This window comes from Shewanella sp. SG41-3 (genome assembly GCF_014164545.1).
Taxonomy (GTDB): domain Bacteria; phylum Pseudomonadota; class Gammaproteobacteria; order Enterobacterales; family Shewanellaceae; genus Shewanella; species Shewanella vesiculosa.
The window spans coordinates 173,852-186,732 of sequence record NZ_JACJFJ010000002.1; the positions used below are offsets into that span (position 1 = coordinate 173,852).

Sequence of the window (12,881 nt, forward strand, 5' to 3'; positions counted from 1 at the left end):
GTTAAAGCTGTAAACAAAAAACCAATGCTCGTAAGTCGATATTTTGTATTGATGCATCTGCGGCTTCAATTAACTTAGGCTTTGCATGAAATGCTATCCCCAAGTCTGCGGCCTGAATCATTGGGATATCATTAGCACCATCACCAATAGCCACTCGCTGGCCTGATGCGATAGCCCATTGTTGTGCACATTGACTCACCACATTAGCTTTATATTGCGCATCAACAACATCACCAGTGACTTCACCGGTTAGCTTACCATTAACAATAACCAGCTCATTGGCAAAGGCAGCATCAAGATTAAGTAACTGCTTTAAGTGGCCAACAAAAGGTGTAAAACCACCGGAAGCAACCACCAGTTTCCATTGATGCGCTTTTAACTCGGCTAGCATGGTTTCAAGACCGGGCATTAAAGGCAAGGTATCACATAACTGCTGAATAATCGCCGCATCAGCCCCGGCAAGCTTGCTCACTCGCAGCCTTAAAGACTGCTCAAAATCTAACTCTCCACGCATTGCACTTGCGGTTACTTTTGCCACTTCGTCGCCAACACCAGCCATGGCAGCCAGCTCGTCAATACACTCAATTTCAATGGCTGTGGAGTCCATATCCATGACGAGCAATCCAGGTTGATTTAGACGTGCTAGCGGTTGTTGAATAAGCACAATTTCAGCTGGAATGTTATGTGGAAATGATGCTATCCATTGCTCATCTACGGTCTGAGTTGCTAGTTCAAAGCCAAATAAATCATTCTGTCTCACAAGCTTAGCGACATGAGCATCAGTTGATATTGAAGAGAGCCATGACTCAATCTCACTTGAGCATTCGCCATTAAAAATAACTCGGCAACGGTAAGGTAAATGAGCTTGCAAGCTCAATAAATATTCTGACTCTTGATAGCGATATAACACACTGCCTAGATGTTGGTATGTATCACAAGTATCTGAAAATAAAAAGTTTAATAAAGCGTTATCACATTTTTCCAGCATCAATACGGCCTCTTAGAATGTTACGACTATCTACTGACAAATTTTTCGATTAGTATAGCTTTTTGATAATTCTCTGTAATTGGATTGGTACTGAGTGCTTGTTAGACAAATAATGCATCCAAAACAGCCCCCAATTAAATAGAAAAAACCCTGAGGATTAAAGTGATTTTTGTTAAAGGTCTTAAGAAAAGACAAAAAATCAGCAGGATTGTGCAAATTATCGTGGCAATAGTGCTGATCTTCGGCCTAATCTATTTGTGGCAATCGAGTTTACGTAATGGTCAAAAATTACTAAATTCGCAGACAAAAGTAATGGCAAGACTATTAGCACAACAAGCTGCTAATGGTGCAGCTCCTGCAATGTATTTGCAAAATGATGAGCAGCTTCAATGGCTTGCCTCTGCGCTAGCTGCTGACCCTAAAGTTATGTCGGTCAATATCTATAATTCTCAAGGCGTCAGATTGGCCTTCGCCCAGAGCGTCTCTTATGAAAAACTAGAAGCTGATTCAGAAATATTAAAAGGCTTATTAAAACCATATCCTCCGTTAATTGAAAATGTCATCCAGGATGAAAACAATTTAGGCTATGTTGAAGTACGTTTGAACCTTGATATCTTTTTTGACGAAATCAAAATATTGCATGAACAAAACATGCAATTACAACAGATGATGTTGATTGTTGCTGGTTTTATTGGTTTGCTATTATCGCGAGCATTATCATTTAAGCGTGCCGATTTTGATCGACGTAAGACCCAAGCTAAGTTGCGTAAAAAACCTAAGAAGATCGCCTTGGTAAACGCTGACGAGCCTAAAAGTGGCCCACAAGAACCTAAAACATAGAGAATAAAATACAGACATAAAAAATGGGCACTCTAATGAGTGCCCATTTTCATTTATAACGTTTGATTATAGCGTTAATGCTGCATCTAAGGTCATAATAATCATGTCGCTGAATGTAGTTTGACGTTCATCAGATGTGGTTTTTTCACCAGTACGGATGTGGTCAGATACAGTAACAACACACAAGGCTTTAGCACCTAATTCATGAGCAACACCATATAAACCAGCGGCTTCCATTTCGACACCTAGAATGCCCATTTTTTCCATAACATCAAACATTTGAGGATCTGGAGTATAAAATAGGTCGGCAGAGAAAACGTTACCAACACGGATTTTAGTGCCGTGCGCTTTAGCTGAATCAACAACTGCACTGAGTAAGCTATAATCTGCAATGGCAGCAAAATCGTTATCTTTGAAACGTAAACGGTTCACTTTAGAATCAGTACATGCACCCATACCGATAATCACATCGCGTACTTTTACGTCAGTGCTGATTGCGCCACAAGTACCTACACGGATTAAGTTCTTAACCCCGTAGTCTTTGATAAGTTCGTGCGCATAGATTGAACAAGATGGGATACCCATACCTGAACCCATAACAGAAATACGCTTACCTTTATATGTACCGGTAAAACCGAGCATATTACGCACATCAGTCACTTGCTCAACATTTTCTAAAAATGTTTCAGCTATGTATTTTGCACGCAATGGATCGCCAGGAAAAAGTACCGTTTCAGCAAAAGCACCTTCTACAGCATTAATATGTGGTGTAGCCATGTTTATAACCCCTATGTTTCTATTTTATTTTGTGTTGCTTAATCTTGTTTGTAGTTTAGCAAAACCATTAACCTTTATATAGAACCGTCGTTTGAAAATGTGACTAATTAATAAAAGATTTACCATAATCCATCGGTTCTAGCTTGAAATAACTCGCAATAGATTGACCGATATCGGCAAAAGATTGACGACGACCTAGTGAACCGGCAGATAAACCGGCGCCATAGGCAAGAACAGGAACACGCTCACGAGTATGCTCAGTGCCAACCCAAGTAGGATCACAACCATGATCAGCGGTGAACACAACTAAATCTTCAGGTTGTAGAATAGCCAAGAGTTCAGGTAAACGTGAATCAAAGTATTCAAGAGCTTTAGCATAACCAGCGGTATCGCGACGGTGACCATAATGAGAGTCAAAATCAACAAAGTTAGTAAACACTATAGTGTTATCACCAGCACGATTAATTTGTGCTAAGGTTTCATCGAATAACTCTTCAAGTCCGGTCGCTTTAAATTGCTGTGTAATACCACTATGAGCATAGATATCAGAAATTTTACCAATACTAACCACTTCACCACCGGCATCTTTCAGCTTATCTAATACGGTCGGTGCTGGAGGTAATACGGCATAATCATGACGATTACCGGTACGGGCAAAATCAGCAGCACTAGTACCAATAAATGGACGGGCGATCACACGGCCAATATTGTAAGGTTCTAACTCTTCACGGGCTATTTTGCACAAGTTGTATAAATTTTCTAAGCCAAAACTTTCTTCATGACACGCTATTTGGAATACAGAGTCTGCAGAGGTATAGAAAATAGGCTTGCCTGTTTTCATGTGCTCTAGGCCTAACTCTTCAAGAATTTGAGTCCCCGAGGCGTGGCAATTGCCTAAGAACCCATCTAAACCAGCGCGTTGAAGAATTTTATCAGTGAGTTCTTTAGGAAATGAGTTTGTTAAATCACTAAAATAACCCCACTCATAAAGAACAGGAACCCCTGCCATTTCCCAGTGACCGCTTGGCGTGTCTTTGCCCGAGCTTAATTCGTCAGCATGGCCATAAGCACCGATGATTTCGACGTTATCAGCAAATCCAGCAGCAAATTTACCAGTACTTTCAAAACCAGCATGGCCTAAGCCAAAGCGAGCAAGATTAGGTAACTTCAATGGACCTTGACGGCCGATATCCGCTTTCCCATCAGCACAAGCTTGCGCGATGTGACCAAAGGTATCAGAGCCAAGATCGCCGAACTTATCGGCATCAGTTGCGGCACCGACACCAAAAGAGTCGAGCATTAAAATAAAAGTACGTTTCATTATGTGTTTCCTTATAAATCTGAAGCGCGAATATAACGATATATTTCAGGCGTCTTCTGTGGCGCACTGTCGCCAATAATAATGGCTTGTTGGACAGCTGCGGCAGCTTCGGCGAAAGCATCTTCAGATTGAGCATGGATCATCGCTAACGGTACATCTTTGTTAACTTCCTGGCCCAATGCACATACTTGGGTTAATCCAACACTGTAATCGAGTGCATCACCAGGTTTGCGACGTCCACCACCTAAGGTGACGACGGCTAAACCAAGTTCTCGGGTATCCATTTGGTATGCAAAACCTGATGTATTGGCATACACAGGGCGAATGATTTTCGCATGAGGTAGATACTTATCATATGCCTCAACAAAATCGGTTGGGCCACCTAAACCAGATACCATTTTAGCAAAAGCCTCAGCTGCTTTACCATTATCTAATACAGCATTTAGCTTATTACGCGCTTCCGCTTCATTCTGTGCAATACCACCCAAAATGAGCATTTCGGCACATAATCCCATGGTGACAGCATATAAACGAGGATTACGATATTGACCCGTTAAAAAGTTTATCGCTTCACGCACCTCAACAGCATTACCAGCACATGATGCCAAAACTTGGTTCATGTCAGTTAACAATGCCGTTGTTTTGGTACCAGCGCCATTCGCAACGGCAGTAATGCTGCGGGCTAATTCTTCAGATGCTTCATAGGTAGGCATAAATGCCCCGCTGCCCACTTTGACATCCATTGCGAGAGCGTCTAGTCCTGCGGCTAATTTTTTAGACAAAATAGATGCGGTAATAAGTGAGATTGACTCAACCGTTGCGGTATTATCGCGAATTGAATAAAAACGTTTATCGGCAGGGACTAGATCACCAGTTTGTCCAATAATGGCCACACCAGCGTCTTTAACGACTTTGCGGAATAATTCACTTGAAGGTTCAGTTTGATAACCAGGAATAGCATCAAATTTATCTAACGTTCCACCAGTATGGCCTAAGCCACGGCCAGAAATCATTGGTACATAACCACCACATGCCGCAGCCATAGGGCCAAGCATTAGGCTGATGACATCACCAACACCACCAGTGCTGTGCTTATCAATAATAGGGCCATTAAGGCCGAGTGAATCCCAATTTAATACAGTGCCGGAATCACGCATTGCAATCGTTAAGGCAATTCGCTCATCCATATTCATATCTTTGAAATACACAGCCATACCAAATGCGGCAATTTGCCCTTCAGAAACAGTGTTATGAGTGATGCCATCTACAAAAAATTGAATTTCGGCAGTGCTTAATGCATCACCGTTACGTTTTTTACGGATAATCTCTTGAGCAAGAAACATATAGAGTCCCCATGAGGCAATCCAACACCTTTAGGATCGCCATTAATATCAAGAATGTCATTCAATGATGACGCTTTGCATAACGATGATTCGTTATGCAAAGTGGCTGTTAATACATTATGCCAATTAGTAACCTGAAGTCGGTTTCGGTGCTTCAGTTAGCTCTAATGTATGCAGCAAGCTATTTAATAAGCTAGAAGCACCAAAGCGGAAAGTCTGTGGACTAACCCAATCAGCACCCAAAATACGCTCAGCCAGATCTAAAAACTCTGCTGTTTGAGCCGCATCACGCACGCCGCCAGCAGGCTTAAAACCAACTTGACGATCTTTTTCGCTGATCACGGTCAACATAATTTCAGCCGCTTCAAGAGTGGCATTAACCGCCACTTTACCGGTTGATGTTTTAATAAAGTTAGCGCCAGCATCAATTGATAATTCAGAAGCTTTACGAATAAGAGCAGGATCTTTTAACTCACCAGATTCGATAATGACTTTCAACAATACATCATCACCACACTCTTCTTTACACGCTTTAACCAGTTCAAAGCCAACAGTCTCATTACCTTCCATTAATGCACGGTATGGAAATACAACATCAACCTCATCGGCACCATAAGCAACGGCAGCACGAGTTTCTAATACAGCGATAGCGATATCATCATTACCGTGTGGGAAGTTAGTCACAGTCGCAATCTTAATGTCTTCACAATCAAGCTCATTAAGGGTTTTACGTGCAATAGGAATAAAGCGAGGATAAATACAAATCGCAGCTGTATTACCAGCAGCAGACTTCGCTTTATGGCATAAGTCGATCACTTTTTGATCGGTATCATCGTCATTTAATGTGGTTAAATCCATTAATGAAATACCGCGTAACGCTGCTTTTTTTAAATCAGTCATAATTGCTCTCCGAAACGAAAAATCAAAGTCGATAATTTTTTTCAGGCAACACTATAGAATGGGCATATGATTATTATTATGGCCGGGCCTTCAGTGTTGCCAGTAAATCTAGATAATATTTACTAACCTAAGTATTCAATCTGATAACGAGTACCACGACTTGAATCCTTGAAGACCGGAAAAGAAAAAACAAAGACATTTGTTTCAACAATTCCGCGAAAAATCCATTTTAGCGCGTAAAGATACAACTTTGTAGAGTACAAACCTTTATATAAAAATATTGTTAACTTAATAGTTTTAAATAAAAATTCGCGGCTGTCTTATAGTGGAAAAGTTAGAGCCGCAAATGCGACTCTAACATGCACTATACCTATCTTAGAACTTGTAAGTTGCTGTTAGGTAATGTGACCAACCTGTAGATTCTAGGCCAACGATTCCGCCTTCATCTTCAAGTAGGTATACGTCTTTGAAGCCTTTTAAGCCATAACCAAGAGCGTAACGATCTGAGTGCCAGTATAGACCAAAGAAGATGTTACCACCGCTTGAAGTCTTAGGAACGAACATGTCGTCAACTGCGTCTGCACCAAATTGATAATCAACATAACCTTGGAATGACAAGAAGCTCTTGTTATCAAAGAAGTAGAAAGGTTTGAACCAGTTAGCTGAGAACTGATATCCGTTCCACTCTTTAGCATTCATGTCGTAGAAACCGTAAAGGTTCATACCAGTTTTGCCTAACCAAGGTACATTTACGTCAGCACCAACACCCCAGAATGTAGAGTTAACGCCTTCGCCGTTAAGACCATCCCAGTTAAACAAAGTAGAGAAATATACTTCTTGGATTGGGCCAAAAGATAAATCTTTACCTGTAATAGCATCGATAGAGAAACGTGGAGCAAACTTCATAAACAATTTGCTAGTGCCAGAACCTGGGTTCTTGTCACCATTGTCAGACGTTTCATTAGCTAAGTTGAATACATCAACATAACCGTATAAATCTACAACACCAGAACGACCACCAAACTCCATTTCTAGGTAGTTATGTTGATCACCTGAAGCTGGGTTATCTGGCTTTTCACCGATAGAGTACATAGCGTTAAACTGCATCCACTTGTAATCAGTACCGTGAAGATCGCTGCGGTCTGCAGCAAAAGCATTACCAGAAATAGCAGCAACTGTTGCACCGGCTAAAGCTAACATTTTTACATTTTTCATCATCAACCCCATGTATATTATTAAACTATCTTCGTGGATAGCACTTCTTTTTTAATCATTCGCATTTTACCGTTACTGATATTAATCTCAATATTTAATCGATAAAAAACGAATACAAAATTCTTTTTTGTGAACAATGTCGCGACTATTTGTCTACACTCTATTCACAATTTGACATTTTAATTTTGACTAGAGGATTTAATACATCCTCTTTCGCAATCAATAAAACGGCATAACTTCGTATTGGGAAACGGTGGATTAACACAAAATCAATAACAACTTTATTATAAACTGGGTCTCTAATATGGATTAAGCTAAAGACCCAGTTATTGGGGTATTCCCCCTGGACTTACTCTTAGATAGCTAAGAATAAACCGGCTAATGTCGCGCTCATTAAGTTAGCTAATGAACCAGCGATAACAGCACGGATACCTAATTTAGCAAGGTCATGGCGACGTGAAGGAGCCATAGCACCTAAACCACCAAGTAAAATTGCAATTGAAGATAAGTTAGCAAAACCACATAGGGCGAAAGAGATAATCGCTTTAGTGCGGTCAGACATCATTACACCAGTTTCTGCTACAACTTTGAAACCTTCTGCTGAAGCATCAAGTAGATACGGAGCAAAATTTAAGTAAGCAACAAATTCGTTAACTACAATCTTTTGACCGATGAAAGAACCAGCAACAAGCGCTTCATTCCAAGGTACACCGATTAAGAATGCTAAAGGCATAAAGATATAACCAAGGATGAGTTCAAGAGTAATACCCTCTAAACCGAACCAACCCGTTACACCACCGATGATACCGTTGATCATGGCGATTAAACCAACGAATGCGATCAACATAGCACCAACGTTTAATGCTAAATGCATACCTGATGCAGCACCTGAAGCAGCAGCATCTAACACGTTTGCTGGCTTATCAGGATCATCTGGTAAATCGTCCATTTCGTTGATAGCAGCTTCTGTTTCTGGGTGCATCAATTTAGCCATTAACAGACCACCAGGAGCAGCCATGAATGATGCAGCAACTAAATATGCAATTGGAACACCCATTTGCGCGTAACCAGCTAATACAGAACCTGCAATAGAAGCTAGACCGCCCACCATGATGGCGAATAGTTCAGATTGTGTCATTGTCGCAATAAACGGACGCACAACTAATGGTGCTTCAGTTTGACCAACGAAAATGTTCGCTGTTGCTGACATTGATTCAGTGCGGCTAGTACCGAGTGCTTTTTGTAAAGCGCCACCGATAATACGGATAACCCACTGCATAATGCCTAAATAGTAAAGCACTGCAATTAGAGAAGAGAAGAAAATAATGACAGGTAATACGTTGATGGCAAAAATAAAACCAACTTTAAAGTTAGCTAAATCACCAAATAAGAAGCTAGTACCGGCTTGTGCATAACTAATCACACTTGATACCGCATCTGAAACACCTTTCAGAATATCTTTACCGACTGGAACATATAAAACAAAACCTGCGAAGAATGCTTGAATAGCTAAAGCACCACCAACAGTACGAACATTAATTGCTTTTCTATTATTTGATAGTGCAAAACCTATCAATAGTAAGGTGACCACCCCTACTAAACTCATTATTATATCCATTAATCATCACCCTTTTGTTAACAGTTTTTTTGAATGTTGTTAACTCACCTAATTTCCGCTGACGATTATAACTGAGCGTGAAACGAAAAGCGTCGTTTTGATCAAGTTTTTAAACTTTAATTTCAAACCCTTACGACATTAAAAACAATTAATAATGTTGTGTTCATAAAAAAACAATTAAAGCTCAAACAGTTGCAAAGCATTTTTATTCAACTGTTCTAATATACAGACAGTGGTTTTTTTCTTTAAAAATGCGATTTCGGACACAATTCGAGGCAATATAAGGGGAGTATTTCGTGATTTAGGTTGATCAAACGGAGGCATGCTAGGTGAATCTGTTTCTAATAAAAAGTGTTCTAGGGGTAAATTAACCACTGTTTCACGGAGCTTTTTCGCACTAGGATTGAGTATTAAAGCACCAACACCTAATTTAAAACCGAGCGAAACATAGCGTTTGGCTATATCACTGTTGCCATAAAAACCATGCACCACACCACCCTTTATCAATTTAAAACGCGCTAACATTGTCAATAATTGTTGATGCGCTTTCACGGCATGTAAAATGACAGGCAATTGATAATTTTGTGCCAGTAATAATTGTTTTTCAAGTAACAACAATTGGTTATCTGACCAGTGATGCAATTTATCTAGGCCACACTCTCCAATCGCCACCAAACGCTTATTATTGCTATATTGATGTAACATTGCATCAAGCTTCAATATCGCTGCATCAATGTCGTCTGGGACAAACCAAGGATGAATTCCAAGCGAAAAATAACAATCAAATTTATCTGCAATATGAATTTGCTGCTGCCACTTTTCTGCTGAGACTCCCGGTAAAATAACCGAAGTAATACCACTTTCATGCATAGCATCAAATAATTGTGTTCTATCATTATCAAACTCTGCCATGTCGAGATGTGCATGGGTATCAATCATAAGATCACGCTCTGCTATTACTGATATTAATTACGGATATCATGTTAAGTGACAATAGACTCATATATTGACATACCACGCCCATGATCGCTCATCCTTGGTGCACAACTGAATTTATTTTTCTGTGTCAACGTCATCTCAGCGTTCCATAAGATGCAATTTTGCCAAGATGTTATCAATAAAAGCTTAAAAACAGCTTTGTTAAGTCAAATATCTACTTAAAAATAGTAATAAAAAAGGCGGCAAAGCCACCTTTTATTAACACACCTGAAACATTTACTATAACAATTAATGCTCTCGAGTTTTGGCAAACTCAATATCAGGATAACGTTCCATTGATAGGTTTAAATTCACCATAGTAGGCGCAATATAGGTAAGATTATCACCACCATCAAGGGCTAAATTCTGACTACACTTACGACGAAACTCTTCTAGTTTACGCTCATCGTTGCAATACACCCAGCGAGCAGTACTCACACTGATACCTTCGTAAATGGCTTCGACGTTGTATTCACTTTTTAAGCGTCCAACAACCACTTCAAACTGCAGCACACCAACCGCTCCAACAATTAAATCGTTAGAGTCTAGAGGTCTAAAGACCTGCACAGCGCCTTCTTCAGATAATTGCACTAGTCCTTTGAGGAGCTGCTTTTGTTTCAGTGGATCTTTTAAACGAATACGGCGGAACATTTCTGGAGCAAAGTTAGGTACACCCGTAAAGCGAAACTTTTCGCCTTGGGTAAAGGTATCACCAATACGCATGGTGCCGTGATTATGTAATCCAATAATATCACCAGGATATGCCGCTTCAGCACGGGCACGATCCCCTGCCATAAAGGTTAATGCATCACTGACATTAACATCTTTACCAATGCGAACATGGTGCATTTTCATACCTTGCTCATACCGACCCGAGCAAACACGCATAAAAGCAACACGGTCACGGTGTTTAGGGTCCATGTTGGCTTGAATTTTGAAGATAAATCCTGAGAACTTTTCTTCATCAGGCGTCACGTTGCGTGCATCACTTTCACGCGGTAACGGCTTAGGTGCCCACTCGACGATACCGTCTAGAATATGATCGACACCAAAGTTACCTAAGGCTGTACCGAAGTAAACAGGGGTCAGCTCACCTTTAAGAAAGGCTTGTTGATCAAATTCATGTGAAGCACCAGCAACCAGCTCCATTTCATCACGAATTTCAGACGCATAAGAGCCCAGTACTTTATCAAGCTCAGGATTGTGTAATCCTTTAATAATACGTTCTTCTTGAATGGTATGACCCATACCACTTTGGTATAAAATAACTTCATCACGTAAAATGTGATATACACCTTTGAACTCTTTACCTGAGCCAATCGGCCAAGTAATAGGGGCACAAGCTATCTTTAAAATCGCTTCAACTTCATCCATTAACTCTATAGGATCGCGAATATCACGGTCACATTTATTCATGAACGTCACAATAGGCGTATCGCGTAAACGGGTCACTTCCATTAATTTAATGGTTCGTTCTTCAACACCTTTAGCGGAGTCAATCACCATTAAACACGAGTCGACCGCAGTCAGGGTACGATAAGTATCTTCAGAAAAGTCTTCGTGACCAGGTGTATCAAGTAAATTGATTAGTGCGCCACCGTAAGGAAACTGCATAACAGAGGTGGTAATAGAAATACCACGATCTTTTTCCATTTCCATCCAGTCAGATTTAGCATGTTGACCAGACTTTTTGCCTTTTACCGTGCCAGCCTTTTGTAAGGCATTTCCGAATAAAAGTACTTTTTCGGTGATGGTGGTTTTACCCGCATCGGGGTGCGAAATGATGGCGAAGGTACGACGCTTGTCGACCTCAACTTTATTGCCTGACATGTTAACCTTGCACTAGCCGCTAAAAAAGGCGCAAATTATAGCGCCTATCGGCAGAATTGGCTAGGCAAAGTGTTTTTTAGCTTTTCGAGGATAATTCGGAAGACTGTAGGATTATATTTTTCATTTTAGCTAATTCAATTCTGGCATAACGATGTTCAACAAAATCATAAATGTTGGTCGCTAAGGTTAACCGATAAAAATTAGCAGCTTGCTGATATTGGCCATTTGCAGCGGCATGCTTAGCTAAGTAAAAATATGCTTCACATAAACGCTCTGCATATTCTTTTGGTTGAGACAAGCCCACTTTCGCCGCTGAAAATACTTGCTCTTGACTCATTTTACCTAAGTAAAAATCAACCAACACACTTGACCATTGTTGATTATTTAATTGTTTTCGTTGCGTCGCTAAATCGATTAACGCGTTACTTTTATCGACCTCTGAAGCCATCAAATAGAGCCAAAGTACACGATAACCATCATTAGGGTCTCGATCATAAAACGCTTGCATGTCACTCACAGCTAATTGGTAACGCTCGCCATAATATAACGCGATGCCACGATTTAAGAAGGCATAATCATAGTTTGGTGACAGTTCCAGTACCCCATCAAATGCTTCATAGGCACTGTCAAACTCACCTTCTTGAGTATAATAAATACCCAAGAAATTATATGCATCCGCTAAATCGGGTTGCAACTTTAATGCTTGATGGAAATCAATTCGACCCAGTAAACGCAGTCCTACACTGTCATATATGACGCCGCGATCATAATGAAAACGTGCACGCTGTTCGTCAGTTAATTCCATGGTAGCCAAAATTTCATTTAGCTTTGCCAGCGTCACTTCTAACTTATAGTCTGGCATGACAGGAGCAACAATCATCTGCCCTGCAGTATCATCATTTGAACCTAACGTTGCAGCACAACCTGACAACATCATACTTGCACCAACAACAACGGCAACGATTGTGGTGCGTAGCTTACATTCCATCCGCTTTACCTTATCAGGTTCTATTAATATTCAACATCATAGCAATCTGGCAATCTAAGAGCCATGTGCATTAACGATTATTT

Annotated in this window: 11 protein-coding genes; 1 reads left to right on the forward strand and 10 read right to left on the reverse strand. The window is 40.4% G+C overall.

Annotation, left to right across the window (positions count from 1 at the left end):
- Position 1: 1 nt before the first annotated feature.
- Positions 2-988: a phosphoserine phosphatase SerB gene (gene serB / locus H5164_RS04035; RefSeq protein ID WP_182754893.1), complete on the reverse strand. Its 987-nt coding sequence runs from the start codon at positions 986-988 to the stop codon at positions 2-4.
- Positions 989-1,150: 162 nt separating this feature from the next.
- Here serB and H5164_RS04040 point away from each other — a divergent pair, with 162 nt between their 5' ends.
- Positions 1,151-1,828 carry an AhpA/YtjB family protein gene (locus H5164_RS04040; protein ID WP_124017621.1) on the forward strand — a complete coding sequence of 226 codons (678 nt, stop codon included), beginning with the start codon at positions 1,151-1,153 and terminating at the stop codon, positions 1,826-1,828.
- Positions 1,829-1,894: 66 nt separating this feature from the next.
- Here H5164_RS04040 and deoD read toward each other — a convergent pair whose 3' ends face one another.
- The 9 genes from deoD to nlpI form a co-directional block, all read right to left on the reverse strand.
- Positions 1,895-2,605 (reverse strand): purine-nucleoside phosphorylase, encoded by a 711-nt coding sequence (deoD, locus tag H5164_RS04045; RefSeq protein ID WP_059746461.1) that lies wholly within the window; start codon positions 2,603-2,605, stop codon positions 1,895-1,897.
- A 103-nt stretch (positions 2,606-2,708) separates the two neighbouring features.
- Entirely contained in the window at positions 2,709-3,926 is a 1,218-nt protein-coding gene (locus tag H5164_RS04050; RefSeq protein ID WP_182754895.1) for a phosphopentomutase, read from the reverse strand.
- 11 nt (positions 3,927-3,937) lie between these two features.
- Positions 3,938-5,269, reverse strand: coding sequence for a thymidine phosphorylase (gene deoA / locus H5164_RS04055; protein WP_124017623.1), 1,332 nt, complete (start codon positions 5,267-5,269; stop codon positions 3,938-3,940).
- Between the two features lie 126 nt (positions 5,270-5,395).
- Positions 5,396-6,169, reverse strand: coding sequence for a deoxyribose-phosphate aldolase (gene deoC, locus H5164_RS04060; protein WP_124017624.1), 774 nt, complete (start codon positions 6,167-6,169; stop codon positions 5,396-5,398).
- 375 nt (positions 6,170-6,544) lie between these two features.
- On the reverse strand, positions 6,545-7,384 hold the full coding sequence (locus H5164_RS04065; protein ID WP_124017625.1) for an outer membrane protein OmpK: 840 nt from the start codon (positions 7,382-7,384) through the stop codon (positions 6,545-6,547).
- A 355-nt stretch (positions 7,385-7,739) separates the two neighbouring features.
- A complete protein-coding gene (locus H5164_RS04070) occupies positions 7,740-9,002 on the reverse strand; it encodes a NupC/NupG family nucleoside CNT transporter (protein WP_182697867.1) in 1,263 nt (420 codons plus the stop codon).
- A 177-nt stretch (positions 9,003-9,179) separates the two neighbouring features.
- Positions 9,180-9,941, reverse strand: a complete 762-nt coding sequence (locus tag H5164_RS04075) for a TatD family hydrolase (RefSeq protein ID WP_182754897.1) — start codon at positions 9,939-9,941, stop codon at positions 9,180-9,182.
- Between the two features lie 288 nt (positions 9,942-10,229).
- Positions 10,230-11,810: a peptide chain release factor 3 gene (prfC, locus tag H5164_RS04080; RefSeq protein WP_182754899.1), complete on the reverse strand. Its 1,581-nt coding sequence runs from the start codon at positions 11,808-11,810 to the stop codon at positions 10,230-10,232.
- 76 nt (positions 11,811-11,886) lie between these two features.
- Positions 11,887-12,798 carry a lipoprotein NlpI gene (gene nlpI / locus H5164_RS04085; RefSeq protein WP_182754901.1) on the reverse strand — a complete coding sequence of 304 codons (912 nt, stop codon included), beginning with the start codon at positions 12,796-12,798 and terminating at the stop codon, positions 11,887-11,889.
- Positions 12,799-12,881 lie beyond the last annotated feature (83 nt).